General features: G+C 36.3%; 15 protein-coding genes. 5 read left to right on the top strand and 10 right to left on the bottom strand.

From position 1 onward, the window contains the following. Positions 1 to 3 precede the first annotated feature (3 nt). Complete coding sequence (gene yjbM / locus CC204_RS00460; RefSeq protein ID WP_087639613.1) at positions 4 to 681, bottom strand: GTP diphosphokinase; 678 nt, start codon at positions 679 to 681, stop codon at positions 4 to 6. A gap of 195 nt (positions 682 to 876) precedes the next feature. On the opposite strand from yjbM, the gene CC204_RS00455 reads away from it, so the two are divergent. Both CC204_RS00455 and CC204_RS00450 read left to right on the top strand, forming a co-directional pair. Continuing rightward, a complete protein-coding gene (locus tag CC204_RS00455) occupies positions 877 to 1,470 on the top strand; it encodes a CYTH domain-containing protein (RefSeq protein WP_088268293.1) in 594 nt (197 codons plus the stop codon). Positions 1,471 to 1,579: 109 nt separating this feature from the next. Beyond that, on the top strand, positions 1,580 to 2,230 hold the full coding sequence (locus CC204_RS00450; protein WP_088268291.1) for a ClpXP adapter SpxH family protein: 651 nt from the start codon (positions 1,580 to 1,582) through the stop codon (positions 2,228 to 2,230). 44 nt (positions 2,231 to 2,274) lie between these two features. On the opposite strand, the gene pepF is transcribed toward CC204_RS00450, so the two are convergent. The 4 genes from pepF to spxA all read right to left on the bottom strand — a co-directional run bounded on the left by pepF (position 2,275) and on the right by spxA (position 6,699). Beyond that, positions 2,275 to 4,089 carry an oligoendopeptidase F gene (gene pepF / locus CC204_RS00445; RefSeq protein WP_088268289.1) on the bottom strand — a complete coding sequence of 605 codons (1,815 nt, stop codon included), beginning with the start codon at positions 4,087 to 4,089 and terminating at the stop codon, positions 2,275 to 2,277. Positions 4,090 to 4,124: 35 nt separating this feature from the next. After that, positions 4,125 to 5,324, bottom strand: coding sequence for a competence protein CoiA (locus CC204_RS00440; RefSeq protein ID WP_227011207.1), 1,200 nt, complete (start codon positions 5,322 to 5,324; stop codon positions 4,125 to 4,127). Positions 5,325 to 5,413: 89 nt separating this feature from the next. Next, positions 5,414 to 6,064 (bottom strand): adaptor protein MecA, encoded by a 651-nt coding sequence (locus tag CC204_RS00435; RefSeq protein WP_088268287.1) that lies wholly within the window; start codon positions 6,062 to 6,064, stop codon positions 5,414 to 5,416. 236 nt (positions 6,065 to 6,300) lie between these two features. Next, complete coding sequence (spxA, locus tag CC204_RS00430) at positions 6,301 to 6,699, bottom strand: transcriptional regulator SpxA (RefSeq protein ID WP_010760718.1); 399 nt, start codon at positions 6,697 to 6,699, stop codon at positions 6,301 to 6,303. A gap of 363 nt (positions 6,700 to 7,062) precedes the next feature. Here spxA and trpS point away from each other — a divergent pair, with 363 nt between their 5' ends. Next, positions 7,063 to 8,073, top strand: coding sequence for a tryptophan--tRNA ligase (gene trpS, locus CC204_RS00425; protein WP_088268285.1), 1,011 nt, complete (start codon positions 7,063 to 7,065; stop codon positions 8,071 to 8,073). Between the two features lie 109 nt (positions 8,074 to 8,182). Here the strand turns inward: trpS and CC204_RS00420 are convergent, their stop codons facing one another. Beyond that, complete coding sequence (locus CC204_RS00420; protein ID WP_088268283.1) at positions 8,183 to 9,898, bottom strand: ABC transporter ATP-binding protein; 1,716 nt, start codon at positions 9,896 to 9,898, stop codon at positions 8,183 to 8,185. Between the two features lie 786 nt (positions 9,899 to 10,684). Here CC204_RS00420 and CC204_RS00415 point away from each other — a divergent pair. Then, the gene (locus CC204_RS00415) at positions 10,685 to 11,395 is read left to right on the top strand and encodes an HAD family hydrolase (RefSeq protein ID WP_088268281.1); all 711 of its coding nucleotides are present in this window, start codon (positions 10,685 to 10,687) and stop codon (positions 11,393 to 11,395) included. 125 nt (positions 11,396 to 11,520) lie between these two features. Here CC204_RS00415 and CC204_RS00410 read toward each other — a convergent pair whose 3' ends face one another. The 4 genes from CC204_RS00410 to CC204_RS00395 form a co-directional block, all read right to left on the bottom strand. Next, positions 11,521 to 14,721 carry a DEAD/DEAH box helicase gene (locus CC204_RS00410; protein ID WP_088268279.1) on the bottom strand — a complete coding sequence of 1,067 codons (3,201 nt, stop codon included), beginning with the start codon at positions 14,719 to 14,721 and terminating at the stop codon, positions 11,521 to 11,523. A gap of 11 nt (positions 14,722 to 14,732) precedes the next feature. Further along, entirely contained in the window at positions 14,733 to 17,876 is a 3,144-nt protein-coding gene (locus CC204_RS00405; protein ID WP_088268277.1) for an AAA family ATPase, read from the bottom strand. Position 17,877: 1 nt separating this feature from the next. Further along, positions 17,878 to 19,017: an exonuclease SbcCD subunit D gene (locus CC204_RS00400; protein WP_088268275.1), complete on the bottom strand. Its 1,140-nt coding sequence runs from the start codon at positions 19,015 to 19,017 to the stop codon at positions 17,878 to 17,880. Between the two features lie 136 nt (positions 19,018 to 19,153). Further along, the gene (locus tag CC204_RS00395) at positions 19,154 to 19,774 is read right to left on the bottom strand and encodes a lysophospholipid acyltransferase family protein (RefSeq protein WP_087639602.1); all 621 of its coding nucleotides are present in this window, start codon (positions 19,772 to 19,774) and stop codon (positions 19,154 to 19,156) included. Between the two features lie 212 nt (positions 19,775 to 19,986). Here CC204_RS00395 and CC204_RS00390 point away from each other — a divergent pair, with 212 nt between their 5' ends. Further along, positions 19,987 to 20,403 carry a GNAT family N-acetyltransferase gene (locus tag CC204_RS00390; RefSeq protein WP_088268273.1) on the top strand — a complete coding sequence of 139 codons (417 nt, stop codon included), beginning with the start codon at positions 19,987 to 19,989 and terminating at the stop codon, positions 20,401 to 20,403.

Here is a 20,403-nt window from a genome sequence, read left to right as displayed (position 1 = left end):
CTCCTATTGATCTAGTTTCTCTTTCTTCTCGGATAATCGTTGATAATAATCATCCTGAAATTTCCCCCGTCCATGAGAGAATAAATGCTGTGCTTCTTGAATTTCTTCACGAATCGTCGACATTTCTTCATCCAATTGATAGGCCGCTTCTGCTGCTCTTTGTAGACGCTCTTTCATCTCTTCGGGAAAAACCCCTTGATATTTATAGTTTAATGAATGCTCAATCGTCGCCCAAAAATTCATTGCTAATGTCCGAATCTGGATCTCAGCTAAAATTTTCTTTTCACCTGTAATCAATTGGACAGGATATTCGATCACTAAATGATAGGAACGATAGCCGCTTTCTTTCTTATTTGTGATATAATCTCGTTCTTGAATGATCCGTAAATCTTTTCTGTTGCGAATGATATCCACCACTTGACGAATGTCTTCCACAAATTGACACATGATCCTAAGACCAGCTATATCCTGCATCTCTTCTTCAATTCGCTCTACTGGAATATTCCGCAGAGCTGCTTTGGTTAAAATACTATCGACTGGTTTCACACGTCCAGTTACAAACTCAATAGGCGTATGTTTGTTTTGTTCTCGAAACTGCTTACGAATACCACGCAGCTTTACTTTCATTTCTCCAACAGCCTGTTCATAAGGTGCCAGAAAAAGCTCCCACTCTTTCTCCATCCTAATCCCTCTATTTCCTTGAATTTGATTCACAGCTTATTTTACCATAGAGCTGAGAAAAATAGGACATTTTGAGAAATTGTCTGTTTTTTTTAGACTTTCGTAAACTTTTTAACTTCTAGTTCACTTTTCTTGACGTAAATGGGTAAAGTATGTAAAAATTGAATTAAATTAAAGAAAGTGGGTCAAAAAGTAGTGAGTGAAAATTTAGAAATAGAATTTAAAACCTTATTATCTAAAGAAGAATTTTTGCACACCGCTAAATTTTTTCAATTAGAAGAAAACCACTTTTTTACACAAACCAATGACTATTTTGATACAGCTGATTTCCAGTTAAAAGAAAAGCACATTGGTTTAAGAGTTCGAACACTATCGAAAAATGCAGAAATCACTTTGAAAGTACCTGACAAAGTCGGTTTATTAGAGATCAATGACTCGCTTTCCACTGCGCAAGCACAAGCAATTATTGACTCAGGCATACTCCCTAATTCAGGAGCTGTCTACAATAAATTGATCACCTTAGGCATTCCCAAAGACGATTTACGTTTAATCGGCAGCTTAACAACTAAACGAGCAGAAAAAAAACTTCCCCAAGGTTTACTCGCGCTAGATGAAAGTTGGTACAACGAGCAGCATGATTTTGAGTTAGAGTTAGAAGTTAGTGATGCAATCATTGGTAAAAAGGATTTTCTTGGTTTATTAGATACTTTGAATATCAAAGAAAAACCCTCACTAAATAAAATTCAACGAATGATGCAAAGCTCCAGCAAAAAGATTAAGAAGTTATAATGGTAAAACATATCATTTCAATTTTCCCAAGTTTTCTGATAAATTAGGGTCACTTAGTTGAGAAATGATGTCTAGTTGCAAAAAAAGAGTCAAATTGGAGGAAGTATGAATGATTGAAATCTATCTGTTCGTTAATCCTTTGGGGGGCATTTGTCTCAACATAGAAAAGGATATTTTAAAATTAGTTGAAACGGAGAATAAAAAAATTCAGTTTCGTTTCATTCCATTAGTTAATATGAAGACAATTAATCACCTGATAAAGTTATTTGATATCCCCGCACATGATATTGAACAACGAAATCAATTGTTTGAAGATATCTATTCCGCTGCTCTTGATTACAAGGCTGCACAGTTACAAGGAAAAAAGAAAGGTCGTCATTTGCTTCTTGGTCTTCAACAAGCTGTAGCAGTTGATAATCAACCTTACTCATCAGAGCTAGTTGAAAAACTAGTTGTAGAAGCTGGTGGTGATTTAGAGATGTTCCATGCTGATCGTGCTTCTGATTTTGTTAAGGAATCATTCCAAACAGATCAGCAGATCGCTCGAGAGATGGGTATTACTAAGCATCCATCTGCAGTTGTTTACAATTACGCTTGTGATCGTGATTTTGGCGTACTTGTTGAAGATTGTGAATCTATGGATGAAATCAAAAGTCTTTGTGAAACTTCGGAAGATAACTTACAATATTTCCATGAAAAATTCGAATTGAACCATTTCAATGATTCAAGAGTTCCTCATGGTCATTTACATTTACTTTAAACAAAAAACAACCTCCTTACCCAAAAGGAAGTTGTTTTTTTGTTTTATCCAATTGATTCTACAAGTTTCTCCAATTCATTCAAACGCGCTTCAAAAACCTTCATTGCATCTTCTATATATTGTGGTTTAGTCATATCCACACCAGCCTTTTTCATGACTTCGATCGGATAATCACTGCTTCCTGATTTCAAGTAGGTCAAATAATTCTCTAGAGCGCGCGGTTCTTCGCCCAAAATTTTATTTGCTAAAGCAGAAGCCGCTGAAAAGCCTGTTGCGTATTGATAAACATAGTAATTATAGTAAAAATGTGGAATTCGTGTCCATTCCAACATGATTTCTGGATCTTTTACAACATCTGGTCCGTAGAATTTTGCATTCAATTGCTCATAGTATTCACTTAAATACTCACTAGTCAAAGGCGTTCCTTTGGCATCTTCTGTATGGATAAAATGCTCAAATTCAGCAAACTGTGTTTGACGGAAAATCGTTCCTTTAAATCCATCTAAATAATGATTCAGCACGTAGGCTCTGATACGTGGATCCGTTTCTGTCTCTAACAGATGCTCTGTTAAAATATTTTCATTTGTGGTAGATGCAATCTCAGCTAAGAAAATCGAATAATCCCCATAAACATAAGGTTGATTGTTACGAGTAAAATAGCTGTGCACGCTATGGCCCATCTCATGTACTAATGTATAGAGTTGATCTAGACTATCATGCCAATTCATCAAAATATACGGTGCTGTGTCATATGCTCCTGATGAATATGCACCGCTTCGTTTTCCTTGATTTTCAATGACATCGATCCAACGATCATTAAACGCAGTTTTAACAACGGTAAGATATTCCTCTCCCATTGGTTTTAAGGCTGTCAGCGCTTTTTCTTTTGCTTCTTCATAAGAGTATTTGATTGAGGCTTCTCCTAAAATCGGCGTATACATATCATACATATGCAGTTCTTCTAAGTTCAGTAAACGTTTCCGTAATGCAACATATCGATGAAGCAACGGTAAATGCTTATTCACGACATCTAACAACGTATCGTAGACACTTTCGGGTATATGGTTACTACTTAATGCTGCTGCTCTAGCCGATGGATAGTTTCGAACCTTGGCTTTATAATTATGCGCTTTGACATGAGAACTTAACGTTTGCGCAAATGTATTTTGGAACTGATCATACACTGAATACAGTGCTTTAAATGCCTTTTCACGAACATCTCTATCGATATTCTCCATCAACTGGCCATAAACACCATGAGTCAATTGAATTTTCTCACCATTTTCATCCTCGATCACAGGAAATTTCAAATCTGCATTGTTCAAAATTGAAAATGTATCACTTGACGCGCCAAAAATTTCACTAGCGCCAGCTAGCAGTGCTTCTTGCTCTGCAGATAAAATATGAGGACGTTCATTTAGTATATTTTCGACAAAATGCCTATAAATTTCCAATTCTGGCTTCTCAGCAAAATAGCCCCAAATCAGATCATCATTTAAAGATAATAATTCTGGTTCAAACCAAGCAACTGCCTCACTGACTTGTGCAAACAATGAGCTTGCTCTAGCATATAATGCTTGATATGTCGCATTCGCTGTATCTTGATCATTTTTTAAATGAGCATACACATAGATTACTTCGATTTGACGATATACGTTGAGCAGCATCTCAATACTATTAAAAAAAGCTGTACTGCCCTGATCCAGCGTCCCTTTATATTTTTCTACTTCTTGTAATTCTTTCGTCAACACTTGGTAAGCATCGTCAAATGCCTGATCGTCTTTAAAAACTTTAGTTAGATCCCAAGTCATTTCAATAGGCAATGTGGAACGTTCTGGTAATTGTTTTGCTCCGCTCATTAGATCTACTCCTTTAAGAATTATTTTTCATAAATTTATAGTATCATATTTTGATGCGGAGTAGCACTGATTACGCGTTTCTTTTCAATACTTTTCAGCCATTCGTGGATATCAGTAACAAAATATTCATTTTTTCCAGCATTTACCTTCCAACCTTTTGACGTTTTGATCAAATGCTGAAAATAGATCAAACGACGAAGCAATTGTTCGAAACAATACTCTTGAATTGATGCTAATGAAATATTGGGAAAATCATAAAATAATTCTGTTGATTTTGCTAATTCTGCTATCAAAGAGGTTTTTAGTTCATCCGGTGAAAAAACATTCTGATCAAAAAACTGTACCCATTTCCAAACGTTTAATTTTAACAGCATATCTGATCCACAACAGCAAAAAATATGTAGCCCTGGATAATAAAACCAGTACGGCAGTTGGAGGATATGAAAATAGTTGTTATATAATTGAGATTGAATCGATCGTACCTGCTCTTCTCTTTTAAGTAACTTTTTGTTCAGTTCATCATAATAAGCTGAAATCAATGAGCCAACCTGATATTCTCTGTAGTGATGAAGCTCTGCAGTCATGGGAAAATCAATAATTTTAAGAAGATGATCTGTATAAATCGACCAAGTTCTTTTAGCAAAGTACACTCTTTTTTTCCAGTCCTCTTCTATATGAAAGTACAGTAAAAGCTCCTTTTTCTGCCAATCTGCTGCCCATAAATAGAAACCAATGTTTTCAGAATAGTAACACAAATTTCTCGTCAACTCTGTTAACTTCGTTAAATTGCTAAATATCTTTTTTCCACAGATCCAAACTGGCTGATACCCACTCTCTCGATAGGTTTTGCTTCTTTCGATCAATCTAGATAAAGGTAACGAGCTGCACTGAAATTCCACGGCGACCTTACCTATCAACAGATCTGGCCGCTGATTGATTTCCGGCAAATATTTCTCCAATTCATAGGCGAGCCCTTCAGATTCACACCAAGTAGCAAACATTTCTTTCAAGGAAAGATGCTCTTGTGTTTCCCCAGTCGTGCCAAATGAACAATCACTCCGACTATAATGCGCAAAATGAGGAATTTTTACACGTCCATTCTTGATTTGAACAACAGATTCACAGATTGGGCAAAAATATTGGACTTCTTTAAGCTGATCGATCTCTTCTCTAGTTTTATGGAGTAGTGTAATGAGCGCTTTGTCTTTCGTATATGCATTTAATATAGTAATCACCTCTATTACTAATATACGCAATCTTTTCAATGATATACGAAAAAACTGAAACAACACACCTATTGGGTGCTGTTTCAGTTTCATAGAGTCTATTCAAAGTAATATCTAGTTAATTCCAATGCATTTCGTTCCATAATACACGTACCATATTCATTTAATGTTTCAGGAGTGACCGTTGACAAACGAGTAAATTCCAATAATTGGGCTAACTCATTTTCCACATCATTTTTCCCTAACTCATCCAGCAAGAAAATGACTTGTAGATAGTAGGTTCCTTTAAATGTATATAAATTCGCTATCACAGACTGTAGATAAACTTCATTTGCTAATTGAATCATTGTTTCAAAATCGCTAAGTTCAAACACTAAATTTTTTACTGTATTATCAGAAAATTCTTGTGTGTCATCAGCAAAATCATCTTCAATTTGTTTTCGAATAATATTACTCACTTCTTCTGAGCTCAAATCATTAAAATTTTCAAAATTAGAAACATCATCCATCGAAGCATTTTTACTAATAAATAGTTCTAACCCATCGCTTTTTGGCAGAACCTGAAAGGTAACAGCTTCACTGCCTTGAAATTCATCTTCCACATCAACTTCTTCTAGAATGCTGTAGAAAAAATTTTCTACCTCTTTGTGATTGCCAAGTAAATCTAAAAACGTAATTCCTCGGTCAGCTAGATCTTCGTTGCCAATCAATACCCGTATGGTATTTTCATTGATATGTTCCATTTCCATGTCGCTACACCTCACTTTTGCTTATCAGGAAACTTATTCTTACGTACATTGTAGCGGAATCACGCCAAATGTAAAGGGAAAAGTAACAATATTTGTAAATAAACTGTTCTCTTATTACTTTCATTAACTCTCACAGCATATATGTAGACTTTTCCATAAATAGTTTCATTGTTCTATGTAAAAATAGTCAAAAAAGAAAACCTCTGTCACAAGGACAAAGGTTCTCCTCAAATTTTTTATAAACCTGCCATCAGTTGCGCTTGACGTAATTCTAACTGCCGAACACCTCTTGGCAAGAAACGTCGAATTTCATCCTCATTAAAACCAACCTGTAATCTTTTTTCATCAATCATTATTGGCCGACGCAACAATCCTGGATTCTCTTTTACTAGTTCTAGTAAATCTTGCAATGGCAGCTCATCCAAATCCATATTAAGTTTTTGGAAAACCTTAGAACGAGTAGAAATAATCTCTTCAGTTCCATCTTCTGTCATTCGCAAGATTGCTTTCAATTCAGAAATATTCAGTGGTTCAGAGAAAATATTTCTTTCCTTGAATGGAATCTCGTGTTCTTGCAACCACGCACGAGCCTTACGGCAAGACGTACAACTTGGGGAAGTATAAAGTGTCAACATGTGCATCACTCCTTTTGTGATTAGTATCACTCTTTTAAAACAGGAAATCAAACTGTTTACCTGTTTAATGTAAGTATACCCAATTTCTAATAAAAATACTAGGTCTTTTTTTGAAAAAAAGCATAGTTTTTTCGTTATTTTACGTTTTTTTTTTAATAAGCAAAGATAAATTACCTCTACGTCACGAAAAAATGTAGCGTTTTCATTCAAACAAAAAATGATACAGTTTGACCTATTATTCAATCTGTATTAGTCCAGAAATTGTAACAATTTAGTTTTTTTCTTTGTTTCCCTGTTTTTTTTTTCTTTTAGCTGTATAATAATAAACAATAACGTTTATTAATTGATTAAGGTGGTTACTTTATGGAAACAATTTTTTCTGGCATACAGCCAAGCGGAATACCAACGATCGGTAATTATATCGGTGCAATGAAGCAGTTCGTTGATTTGCAGAATCAGTATGATTGCTACTTTTGTATCGTTGATGAACATGCAATCACAGTCCCTCAAGATCCTATTAAATTACGCCAGCAAATCCGTGGCTTAGCAGCTTTATATTTAGCTGTTGGTTTAGATCCTGAGAAAGCAACGATCTTTATTCAATCAGAAGTATCAGCGCATGCTGAAGCCGCTTGGATCATTCAGTGTAACACAACGATCGGCGAGCTTGAACGTATGACTCAATTTAAAGATAAATCGCAAAAAAATGGACGGACTGGCGTCAGCGCCGGCCTTTTGACTTATCCGCCATTGATGGTTGGAGATATCATTTTATACAATGCTAATCTAGTTCCTGTAGGAGATGACCAAAAGCAGCATTTAGAATTGACTAGAGATTTTGTTGAACGCTTTAACAAACGCTACGGTCAGGCGAATCAAGAACTCTTGGTGATGCCTGAAGTCAAAATCGCTGAACAAGGCGGACGTGTGATGAGCTTACAAGATCCAACAAGTAAAATGAGTAAATCTGATACGAATGCTAAAGGATTCATTTCTATGTTGGATGAGCCTAATGTGATCCGTAAAAAAATCAAATCAGCTGTTACCGACTCTACTGGAATTATCGAATATGATCCGGAAAACAAACCAGGTATCTCTAATCTTTTAAGTATTTTTTCAGCAGTGACAGGTCGTCCTGTTGCAGAAATAGTAACGCAATATGAAGGCAAAGGTTATGGTGATTTCAAATCTGATTTAGCTGAAGCTGTCGTCGCTTTACTGGAACCAATCCAAACTCGCTATAATGAACTATTAGCTTCAGACGAATTAGATGAGATTCTTGATAAAGGCGCTGAGCAAGCACGTCTAGTTGCGAATAAGACATTACAACGAATGAAAAATGCGATTGGTTTAGGTAGAAAGCCGCGCAGATAAAACCTTGGTCCAAGTACGATCGCTTCCATAATTAAGAACTTGGCTGATATAAATTTAGGGTGTAAACCAAAAGTACAAAGACACTTTTGGTTTACACCCTTTTTGTTTATCAATCTCTAAACTGTGCATCGTGCAAGCGACGGTAATGTCCGCCTTTTGCCAACAGTTCTTCATGTGTTCCTTCTTCAAGGATTCCTTGATCACTGACAACGATGATGCGTGTTGCATGCTTGATCGTAGCTAAACGATGGGCAATGATCATTGTTGTTCTACCTTCAGCTAAAGAATTTAGTGATTCTTGGATGACCTGCTCTGTTTCTGTATCAAGTGCAGAAGTGGCTTCATCTAAAATCAAGATCGGCGGATTTTTCAAAAACATCCGAGCAATTGCTACCCGTTGTTTTTGACCTCCTGAAAGCTTGACTCCTCTTTCACCAATCAATGTATCCAAGCCTTCAGACATCTGATCAATGACTTTTTCTAAATGAGCTAATTTAACAGCTGTTTGGATTTCTTCTTCTGTCGCATCTAATTTCCCATAAGCAATATTCTCTCGAATCGTCCCCGGGAATAAAAATACATCTTGCTGAACGATCCCGATTTGGCTTCTTAATGAAGCTAAGGTCATATCTTGAATGTTGATTCCATCGATCGTGATGTTTCCCTCGCTTACTTCATAAAACCGCGGCAGTAAATTGCATAGTGTTGTTTTACCAGAGCCGCTTTGTCCTACAAACGCGACCGTTTCGCCAGGAATGATATGCAAATCGATATGATTCAGTACTTTTGTGGAATCTGCATATGAAAATGAGACATCATCATAAATAATATCCCCAGTCAGATGCTCAACAGCCACAGCATTCGGTCGATCCTTGATTGCCGGCTTCTTGTCGATCTCTTCAGTAAAGCGTTTAAATCCAGCGATCCCTTTAGGATAACTTTCGATCATGTTATTGACTTTCTCGATCGGACGTACAAAAACGTTTGCCAACAATATAAATCCAACAAAATCGCCATTAGTGATCTCGCCATTGATCGTGTAATACGCGCCAAAAATCAATGTAAATAAATTGATCAGACGAATGAGAAAATAATTGTATGCAGAGCTGACCCCCATCAATTTATAAAACATGATCTTTGATTGACGATAGGCCTGATTTAAGCCTTCAAAACGTTTACGTTCAAAAGGTTCATTTGCGAAAGATTGTGTCACTCTTATTCCGCTGACAGAAGCTTCAACACCTGCGTTGAATTCCCCTAGATTATCATAAATCTTAGTATTGACTTTTGTCATTTTTTTATTGAAAAAGACCAGTGCAATCGTAATGAATGGCAAAAGCACAAAAGTTGCCAATGCCAACTGAACATGGATACGAAGCATTAAATAAAACGAACCCAATAATGTCATCACAGTAATAAAAACATCCTCTGGACCATGATGAGCAACTTCCGAAATTTCAAATAAATCAGTCGTTAAACGGCTCATCAACTTCCCTGTTTTTTGATTGTCATAATATTCGAACGGCTGAGTCTGCAAATGCTCATATAATTCCCTGCGCATATCCGTTTCAATATTGACCCCTAACTTGTGACCAAAAAATACAACAATATACTGTAAAACCGTGTTTAAAATATAAAAAAACAGTAACCCTACACAAGCCAATCCGATCAAACGAAAATCGCCTTTGGGCATGATTTTGTCAATCACTTGATTGACAACAACAGGAAATGATAATTCTAATAGACCTGCAATAACAGCACAGGAAAAATCTAAGATAAATAGATGCTTATACGGTCGATAATAGCTAAAAAAACGTTTTAACATAAACTCCCTCTTTCTTTTTTTGACTCTTATATATTATACGCAAAGAAAAGCATTGATGCAAAGCTTGCAAAAAAAATAATTCATACTACAAAAAACAAAGTAAAAATACTTGAAAAAAAAATCACATGATAAGCAAAAAAAGAGGGAAAAATTTATTTTTAAGACATAAAAAAATGAAAAATCGTTATTTTTTAAACATAGAAAATGATAATTCTATTTCCGAATAATATATTATCTAATTAATATATATTAATTTTTAATATAATAAAAAATAACTTTTGTGGTAATCAAATCCGTTGAAATAGATAGTTATTTCTTTAAATAGACAACACTATTATGAAAATTTTTTAATAAATCCATCGGTAGGATTTTCAGATATAATTAGTAAAAATATCAGATAACTACTTTGTAATTCTTATAATTAACTTTAGTTTTAGTTTTTTATACATTTTGACCTCTGTTATTTCAAATACTTGAAAAGACGATCAGTATTTGTTAAATTATATACATACATGTACATCATTAAAAAACACCGATAAGTTGCTTATATCTTGGGGAAGATAGGCCTAATCGGTGTTTCTGTTTATATTATACTAAATGTATATTTTTTTTTAAAGCCTTATTCTAAACAATCTAGTTAACATTCAATAGTATTTAGCCTCCTGTTTCAAGAAAATTTACCTTTAACATTAAAAATTTCTTTCTGTTCTTTTTTCGTGAAGTTCGCTACAATGAAAATGAGATTGAAAAAATTTCTGAAAAATATTAAGGAGTGCAATTTTTTTAATGAAAACTATTGTTTTTGATGTGGATGATACGATTTATGACCAGCAACAACCTTTTAGAAATGCGATCAATACAGTTTTTCCTACTGTGAAACCAGATGATATGCATGAGCTTTACATTCGTTTTCGCTTTCATAGCGATGAAACATTTCCAAAAGTAATGTCCAATGAATGGACATTAGATTTTATGCGTTTTTATCGAATCGACGAATCATTGAAAGATTTAGGATACTCTTCCGTCACAAAAGAAGATGGCCTCACTTTTCAAAAAATATATGAGAAGGAATTAGACAATATCGTCATGCATCCTGAATTAAAAAAAGTCTTTGACTTCTTAAAAAACAAAAATATTCCAATGGGAATCATTACAAATGGTCCGACAGACCATCAATATAAAAAGGTAAAACAACTCCAGCTTGAACAATGGGTGCCTACTGATAATATCATTATTTCTCAAAGTACTGGCTTTCAAAAACCAGAAAAAGAGATTTTTGACTTAGCTGCAAAAGAATTTTCTATGGACGCTGAACATACACTTTATGTCGGTGACAGCTTTGAAAATGATATTGCTGGTGCTAAAAATGGCGGCTGGCACTCTCTTTGGTTCAATCACCGTTTAAGAGCTCTCCCTGAAAATGAAACACCAACACATCTTCATGAAGTAACATCGTTTGATGAATTGCTGCCAGTCATTCAATCGATATTTTCATAAAGAAATAAAAACCGAGCCCGGCACAAAACTAAAAAATCAGTTTTGTGTCGGGCTCTAATTACGAATAAGCTGCTGCGCTCTGAACACATCAGCTAGCGCATACAACTTCACTATTGTTTCCTTTTTTACAACTCTCCAATGCTCAAAATTGCCCGAATATCATCTTCGGTCATTTTGGCTAGCTGCTCTTCATTCCCTTGGATCACTTTTTGGAATAGCTCCCGTTTCTCCTGTTGCAGAGAATTCATTTTTTCCTCAACTGTTCCTTCGGCGATCATTCGCCAGACCTCAACGACATTCTTTTGCCCAATACGATGTGCGCGTCCAGCTGCCTGTTCTTCTACAGCGGGATTCCACCATAGATCGTACAAAATAACCGTATCTGCTCCTGTTAAATTAAGTCCTGTACCGCCAGCCTTCAATGAGATCAAGAAAACATCTTTCTCACCTGCATTGAAAGCATCTGCCATTTCCATCCGTTCTTTGGGTTTCGTACTCCCTCTTAGATAAAAGGTCGACAGCCCTAATTCATGTAATTCTTTTTCAATAATAGACAGCATGCTGGTAAATTGAGAGAAAAGCAAGACGCGGCGGTTATTTTCTTTAGCTGCGATCAATAGGTCTTTCACTTGGTCCAGTTTACCAGAACCACCAGAATAATCGTCGATAAACAATCGAGGGTCACAGCAAATCTGACGCAATCTTGTCAAACCAGCTAAAATACTTAAACGATTTTTCTTGAACGTATCTTGATCCATCTGACTGACATCTTCCTGCATTTGTTTTAGATAGGCTAGATAAACTGTTTTTTGTTCCTCCGTCAATACACTATACAAATTACTTTCAATTTTTTCAGGTAAGTCCTTAAGTACTGTCTGTTTATCCCGACGCAAGATGAATGGTTGGATCATCTTGGCGATTTCTTCCGGTTTCATCGCTCTAAACAATGTGCGTGTTGGGAATAAACCAGGTAAAATCATTTGAAAAATCGACCATAATTCATCTAAATTATTTTCGATCGGCGTCCCGCTCAATGCAAAACGTTGAGGCACAACTAAGCTTTTTAGCGCTTGAGCTGTTTTTGTCCCACTATTTTTGACCATTTGGGCTTCATCCAAAATCAGATAGCCTAAACCAAATTTCTGGTACATATCGATATCTTGTCTCAAGCTCGCATATGAGGTGATCAAAATATCCAGATCTGCTTGAGCGGCAATGACTTCCCGCTCTGCCTTATTACCTGCAATAACAGCTGCTTCTAGGTCTGGTGCAAATTTTTTGATTTCTGCTGCCCAGTTGTAAATCAAACTTGCTGGTGCAACGATCAATGCTTTGCCTTTGATTCTATTTTCTTCTTTTTCAGAAAGCAAATAAGTAATCGTCTGCAACGTTTTCCCGAGACCCATTTCATCTGCTAAAATACCGCCAAACTGATAATAACTTAGCATCTTGAGCCATTTAAATCCATCCTCTTGATAATTTCTGAGCGTCGCTTGAATATTTTCAGGTAGTTTCGCTTCGAACTCTTCTGGGTGCGTCAGGTTTGCGACCATTTCTTTGAATGATTCTGAAAAATGCGCCCGTGAATTATTCTCCAGCATATTTTCGATCATCAAGCCTTGGTTTCTAGGAACTTGAATCGTTCCTTGAACATTTTTCATGTTTTGTCTCAACAACGTTAGTATTTCACTGGTTTGTTGAAATTCTTCTGAATCAAACGACAAAATCTCTCCTGATTCTAAGGTATAAAAACGATCATTCCGTAATAAACTTGATAAAACTTCATCGATTTCCTGTTCACGAATACCACTGATGTCAAAACGAACATCCAACCAAGAATCAGAATCAGAAACTTCGATCATTGGCTGATGATGTTGAGCATCCAAGAATAATTCCCGCAGTTTTTTTCCCATACGAACCTCGCCTAGTTGTCTGAAAGCAGGGATCTCTGCTTTAAAAAAGTAATACAAACGTTCACCGGCTGGTAATGGTTTTTCATAGGCATCAACGCTTTTTTGATAACCGAATGTGCTAAGCTGCTCAAGGATTTCTTGTTCTTTTTTGCCGTCACGAATCACTTCTTGATTTGCCCCCGAAGCGACCGAATGCATTTCATCAGTTGAAAAAACAACATCACCATAGGTAAAGTCAACTCGAACTTTGATCATTCCTTTGATTTTCCGAAAAATAAAGATTGTTTCTAATGAATGATAAACAACTTCTCCAGAGACTTCATCACTTACAGAAACCGTTCCAATTTTTTCTAATAATGGCACAACGGAACCAAATAGATCTGATAGTTCGTGTTTCTCATAAATGATTTCAGGCTTTTCGATCCGTTTCAACAATTGAAGCAAGGTCGTATAAATCGATTCTTGCTCTGACGTAAACAGATAAACTTGATTGTCACTGATCCCCCACTGATAGTGTGCTAAAAACGTAGTGATTCGATCTTCGATCATTAATTTATATGTACCGTCATTTTGCTTACTAACATCAAATAGAATCGGCAACGCGCCTTTAGTAAATGTCAGATGACGATACTTTTTCTCTCCATCATTCAGCTGAAAATAGGGAATGTGGATCATTTTTTCAATTAACTGCTGCCCTTGATCAATCGGCAAAATGAGATAACGCTTATCGATTTTCCCTTTCACTTGGACACCGTTGGCACCAAGCAGCTGACTTGTTTGATAAACAGCAGCCAATTGCGTCAATAATTCTTGTACTTCGATCGAAAATGCCTCTTTTTTTAAGTCAAAGTAGTGCTGTTTATTGACTAAAAAAGTACCTTCTTTTTGAAAGGTTTGTAAAAATTCGCCAATATTTTTGATAATATAAGTCTTCGGTTTGACTCCTTGATACCCTAATCGAAGAGAGACTCCTAAAACAGCCAGTTCAGGATAATAATTATTAGTCTCGATCACATCAATGACTACTTCAACAACTAATGGAACTATTTTTTCTGTTTCAGTTGTTTGATTTAGCTTAGCAAAACCTTTTGTAAACATTTCAGACATAGATACAGAACGCTTTTCAAATACCTGAGGCTGATCCTCTTTGATGATCCTTGAGGTTCCTTTTTGTCGTAAAGATAACTCGACAGCTACAGTATGTTTACAGTACCCATGATCCATCCAATAAGGACATTCACAGATGTCGTTTTCTTTTGCTGAACCATCTAATTGTACGTGGTATAGTTCATTGCCTAACACTTCAGCATGCCATAGTTTTCTTTCAGAATCTTGGACGATCGACAAAACACGTCCTTCTTTCATATAATCTCTACCGCGCTCTACAATACGCTCTGGTATACTCCACTTCATATGCTCACCTCCTATGCTATTTGATATGTTACTTTACTTTGACCATTACCGTTTGTTTTAATTTGTAGCTGTTGCGGAATTCTTGCTTTTAATTCACTTACATGACTGATAATACCGATCATTCTTCCTTCATTTTCAATTGTTTCCAAGGCCTCCATTGCCATTTCCAGCGCTTCTTCATCTAAAGACCCAAACCCTTCATCTATAAAAAGTGCCTCGATCAAAACACCACCAGCTTGTTCCTGGATGACTTCTGCTAAAGACAAAGCCAATGCTAACGCAGCAATAAAACTTTCTCCACCTGAAAGAGTATGGGCACTCCGGCTTGTTCCGGCATTGTCATCATACACATTGATTTCAAGTCCTGTTTGATTTTTATAACTACCTGAATCTTGGTTCAGCTCGAACTGATATCGGTTATTCGTCAGCAAACCTAAGCGTTGATTTGCAACAGTCAATACTTCTTCCAAATACGTTTGAAGGACATATCGTTCTAAACTGGTTTTTCTTGGATTATCGCCATTGATCGTTGCTGATAATTGATGCAAAGCTGTGACTTCTTCCCATTTTTGTTCAACAGAAGCAATCAATTCTTTGATTTGTTTCGCTATATTTTCATTTGATTGGATTCTTTCTTGTTGTTGGTAGTAAGCTTCTTCTTTTGATTGAATTTCATTAGATAAAGAAGTAATTTCAGCTATGATCGCAGTGATTTCAGGTTGTTCTTTATCTTCTAATTTCTGATTTAGCTCAGCGAGTTGGAAAATCAATTGATCTTTTTTCTTATCAAAAGCTGTTAATTCTTCTGTGATTCTTTCCAATTTAGGAACTTCCTGCACTAATAATCGCAAGCTTTGTTCCTCAAAACGAAACTTTGAGTCGCTGATCGCCTGTTTGAGCTGCTCTTGTAACTTTACTTGTTCTGCAGAATTGGTTTCTTTTTCGTTTAAAAGATGAGTCGCTGTATTTTTTAAAATCAAATGTGTTTCTTTTACTTTTGACCATTGCTCTTCGATTGTTTGTTTCTGTTCTTCCCACTGGGTATATTGTTGTTCCAACTGTTCCTTTTCACTTAACACATCAGCTAAAGAAGTCTCTTGATCTTGTAATTGTTCTGAGATAGTTTTTAATTTTGTCTTAGCTGAAATCTGCTCTTGATTTTTTTCATTCCATTGTCTTTCTTGCTCGCTAAGCATTTCCATTTGCTGATCAACAGCCGATGCTAATTCAATGAGCTTCAACTTAGCTGATTCAACTTGTTCTAAAGCTTGGTTCAAATCATGAGCTGCTTTTTCAAATTCGTCGATCCCTTTTTTGATACTCTCTTCATTTATTGGCTCTATTAGCGTCAAGAAGGAGATCTTATTTAGGGTTTCACTAGATACATCCAGCTTCTTCTTTTGTTTTTGTAGCTCACTAGCCAGCTCCACTTCACTTGTTTGCGACTGAGTGAGCTCCGATTGAAGTGTTGCTGTAAGTGCTTCTTGCTTTTGTGCCTTTTTTTCCAGCTCATCTAATTGACGTTCCATCGTCTGGATTTCCTCTAGCGAAAATTCTTGGTGTTCATTTTGCGTAGGATGCTCAATAGATCCGCAAACAGGACAAGGTTCTCCCTCAACCAAAAGTAGACTTAGGCGACTGATCTGCATTTTTGCCCACTGACTTTTTTGTTTTTTGACTTGATCGTAAATAGTTGCCTTCATTTGTTCAGCTTCTGCTAATGTTGTTTTTTGATTGGCCATTTCTTTGACTAACCGCTCTTTTTTTTGTTCCAGAAGTTTTTTATTTTCCCAATTCTCTAGAAAAATTGCCCACTGTTCCTTATTTCGTTCTAGTGTCAACTGATCTTTTTCGATCGTTGATTGCTGTTCGACGATCAACAGTTGTTCCTGATATGCTTTTTTCGTGATGACTTGCTGTTCTTTGATTTCTGCTAATCGATCATTGATTTTTTCTAAAATATGTTGATTTTGCTGAATGGTTTCAGTCACTTTCTCTTTTTCCTCGTATAAAGGAATTTGAAATTGTAATTTAGTGATCTTTTCTTTCATGTGAGCCATTGCTTCAGTTTGACTTTGACTGGTCTCATGTTTTTTTTTCCAGTATTGTTCTAATTCCTGCTGCTTCTCTTGTTCTAATTGATTGGACTTTATTTGCTCAGTATAGGATAAAACCGCCCGATTTTTTTCATCGATTTTTTCGATCAAGCTTTGATGATCTTTGACCCACTTCAGTTGCTGCTCTTCTACACGTAGTTTTTCGATCAATTCAGCTGTTTCATCTAACTCAGTCTTTTGTTTTTCTAATTGTGCCTGCTTAGCAAAATCATTGATCAGTTCTTCCAACTGAAATTTTTCTTGTTCTTTCGCCTGTTTTTGCTTTTTAAGAACAGACAAATCAGTTTTATTCATTTTTTGGTGTTCCTGCATTTCTTTTTGCTGTAGATTCATTAGGGCCAACTGCTGTTCCACCGTTTGTTCGGCTTCTATGTCCGTCTGCCAATATAATTGATCCAGCTTAGCTTCAATGGTTTGTTGTGTTGCTTCGATCCCTTTATTGACTTCCTTTAGCTGTAGTTTAAGCTGTTCATTCAAGGTCTGATATAAACGAGTGCCAAAAAGATTTCTTAGAACCTTTTCTTTGTCACTACTATTAGCAATCAAAAACGTACGAAATTCACCTTGGGGTAAAAGTACGATCTGGGCAAATTGATTCGCATCTAAATGGAGCAAGTCTTGTATAAAAGTATCGACTTCACGCCGTTTGGTATACTCTCTAAGCTCTTTGCCCTTATGGTCTTTAACGACCAATGAAATCTTGGCACTCTGCACTCTGGTACCATCCCCACGTTTTTTAAATAGTTCCTGTTCAGGCTTTCTTATAACGTCATATAAATGGTCTCCGTGTGAAAAAGACAAATGAACTTCCGTTGGTTCAGAAGGATCCGCAAAAGTTGAACGCATCTCTTTTCCTTGCCGCAGCTTGCCAGAACTTTCGCCAAACAAGGCATAGCTTAAGCCATCAAAGATCGTTGTTTTTCCAGATCCTGTTTTACCACTGATCAAGAATAATGAGGAATCTTCAAATTGACTGAAATCGATTGTTTCATCAATAAAAGGGCCAAAGTTTTTCAATGTTAGTGTTAATGGTTTCAACTTACTTCCCTCTTTCTGTTTGATGAATTTCAGCTAATTGCTCTTTGATCCATTTTTGCTGTTGACCAGTAGGTTCTTCGCCCGTGACTTCTGAAAAAAACTGTTCGACCAATTGATTTGGTGCTAATTTTTTAAATTCCGCTTTCACCGTTTTCTTTAACGTTTGATCTTCTCTTCCATATGGTCGTTCAACACCAATGATTCTAGGATATACTTGCCTTAATTGATTCATCATGTTTGGGATAACCGCGCGATCTGTCAATTGTACATGAAGATAATCCTCTTTTTGAATCGTTTCATAAAATTCAGGTGCGATCAGTTCCTTGAAGCTCCCCTCAATCTGAACGATATCTCTTAACGGCTGAATTTCTTTGAATTCAAGTGCTAGCTTTTGAGCGTCGACCTCTACGAGCCAAACCCCTTTTGTCTGATTCAGCTCAGACAATGAAAACTTCAATGGCGAGCCACTGTATCTAGCTTTTTCTGATTTAAGAGCATTTTTCCCATGAAGATGACCTAATGCGACGTAGTCAAAAACATCCAGTGTTGCTAGTGGCACCGTATCTAGTCCGCCAACCATCAATTTGGTTTCTGAATCTGTTTTTTCACTGCCGGCCACAAAAAAGTGACTGACTAAAACATGCGCCTTCTCCGGATCAAAATGTAATACCATTTCTTTGACGACTTCCTTCATTGCCTGCTCGATCGTTCTGATTTCATCATTTTCAAAATATAGACGAGCAGAAATCGGCTCAAAATATGGCAATAAAAAAAATTGAGTATCTCCCATGTCGATTGGCTGAAATGCCTGTTCCAAGCGTGTATGCAAATAAAAATCAGACTGCGCAAACCAAGGGCCACCGGTCTCTAGACGAGTACTACTATCGTGATTACCCGAAATTGTTAAAAGTGGAAACTTTTCCTGCAAATTCATTTCAATGACCATTTGATTGAAAAGTTCGATTGCCTCCACCGCTGGTACAGAACGGTCATACAAGTCACCTGCAATAACGATCGCATCAACTTTTTCTGTTTTTGCGATTTGTAGAATTTGTTTAAATGCTGCTTTTTGATCCTCTAGTAAATCAAATCCATGCAGTTTCTTGCCAATATGCCAATCAGCTGTATGTAAAAAACGCATTACTTCACCACCTAAAAAAAGTCCTTCTCACTATTATACCAAATTTATGGAAAAAGAGGTCATTCAAATGTATCGTAATTATTAAAATTGCATCAAAAAAAGAACCAAAACCTATTTAGGTTTTAGTCCGCTTGATTTACTCTTTGATTTCATATTTGAAGTTCGGATCGATTTCCTTATCTAAACTGTCAAATGCGTTTTGCATTCTTCGCTCAACTTCAGCAATACCCTCTTTATCCATTTTTGGAACATCACTGATATCGATCGGTTCTCCAAAACGCACAGTGACACGACGACGTTTGAACAAATCTTTTAATGTTAATGGTCCTTGATAAACTGCTGGAACGATTTTGACTTTCGCCATTTTGGCGATCAAAGCAACACCGCCTTTTAGTTCAGAAGAATGTCTCGTCCCGCTCGGAAACATGATCAAACTCAAATCTGTGCTTTTCAAACTTTTGACCGGCGTTTTGATCGCACTTGGTCCTGGCTTATCCCTATCGACTGGAAAAGCATTGGCGTGACGCAAGATAAAGCTTAAAATACCATTTTTAAATAGTTCTTTCTTAGCCATAAAGCTAAACTTTTTAGGTGAACCGCCAACAGCCAAATAAAGCGGCTCCCACCACGTTCTATGAGGTGCAACTAAAATATAATTTTCATTTTGAGGAATACGGTCTTTTTTTTCATAATGTGCATTGCCATTGATAATAAATAGCACAACGCGTACAACACCGCGCATAAATGTAAAAAACATAATTTTCTTCCTTTCTTTTCACTAGTTATAAGTATGCCGAAAGCTTTGGCGTTTGACAAGTCTTTTTAGTTAGTTTCTTATGATTCTTAATCGTAGTATAATACAAGGATTTCAGTGATTCCATCAAAGTGTCTTTTACACTAAGAATCATTGCCAGGTCTTTCTATTTTCGCACAATTACTATATAATCTAAGAAAACTGGAGGTTATCTTATGGTTGAATTCAAACAACTCGCACTTAGCGAAAATGAAGCGAAACTGATCGAACTGCTTTCTGAACATCAACTTGAAGAGAAGCAAATTCCTTCTGAATCAAATAGTGATTTTTCATTGGCCCTTTATGACGATGGCCATTATCTTGGCGGAGTCACCGCAAATAAATGGATGAACATCACACATATTTCTTTGCTAGCTCTTGTCAACAGTGCTCGCGGCAAAGGTTATGGGACTCAGCTTTTAAAGAAAGCCGAAGCATTTGCTGCAAAAAAAGGGGCAGCGATCATTACGATCCATACACAGGATTACCAAGCAAAAACATTTTATGAACAATTTGGTTATTCCGTTTTTGGAAAACTAGATGATGTTCCATTTGAAGGAACAACAAAGTTCTATTTAATGAAAAAAATCTAA

It is taken from the genome of Enterococcus wangshanyuanii (assembly GCF_002197645.1).
GTDB classification, from domain to species: domain Bacteria; phylum Bacillota; class Bacilli; order Lactobacillales; family Enterococcaceae; genus Enterococcus_L; species Enterococcus_L wangshanyuanii.
This window is presented reverse-complemented; position numbering and strand designations above follow the sequence as displayed.

What these genes read in the sequence shown, in the direction of transcription:
- yjbM (WP_087639613.1), bottom strand. Translation starts at nt 681, where the DNA reads ATGGAGAAAGAGTGGGAGCTTTTTCTGGCACCTTATGAACAGGCTGTT.
- CC204_RS00450 (WP_088268291.1), top strand. Translation starts at nt 1,580, where the DNA reads ATGATTGAAATCTATCTGTTCGTTAATCCTTTGGGGGGCATTTGTCTC.
- pepF (WP_088268289.1), bottom strand. Translation starts at nt 4,089, where the DNA reads ATGAGCGGAGCAAAACAATTACCAGAACGTTCCACATTGCCTATTGAA.
- CC204_RS00435 (WP_088268287.1), bottom strand. Translation starts at nt 6,064, where the DNA reads ATGGAAATGGAACATATCAATGAAAATACCATACGGGTATTGATTGGC.
- spxA (WP_010760718.1), bottom strand. Translation starts at nt 6,699, where the DNA reads ATGTTGACACTTTATACTTCCCCAAGTTGTACGTCTTGCCGTAAGGCT.
- trpS (WP_088268285.1), top strand. Translation starts at nt 7,063, where the DNA reads ATGGAAACAATTTTTTCTGGCATACAGCCAAGCGGAATACCAACGATC.
- CC204_RS00420 (WP_088268283.1), bottom strand. Translation starts at nt 9,898, where the DNA reads ATGTTAAAACGTTTTTTTAGCTATTATCGACCGTATAAGCATCTATTT.
- CC204_RS00415 (WP_088268281.1), top strand. Translation starts at nt 10,685, where the DNA reads ATGAAAACTATTGTTTTTGATGTGGATGATACGATTTATGACCAGCAA.
- CC204_RS00410 (WP_088268279.1), bottom strand. Translation starts at nt 14,721, where the DNA reads ATGAAGTGGAGTATACCAGAGCGTATTGTAGAGCGCGGTAGAGATTAT.
- CC204_RS00400 (WP_088268275.1), bottom strand. Translation starts at nt 19,017, where the DNA reads ATGCGTTTTTTACATACAGCTGATTGGCATATTGGCAAGAAACTGCAT.
- CC204_RS00395 (WP_087639602.1), bottom strand. Translation starts at nt 19,774, where the DNA reads ATGTTTTTTACATTTATGCGCGGTGTTGTACGCGTTGTGCTATTTATT.
- CC204_RS00390 (WP_088268273.1), top strand. Translation starts at nt 19,987, where the DNA reads ATGGTTGAATTCAAACAACTCGCACTTAGCGAAAATGAAGCGAAACTG.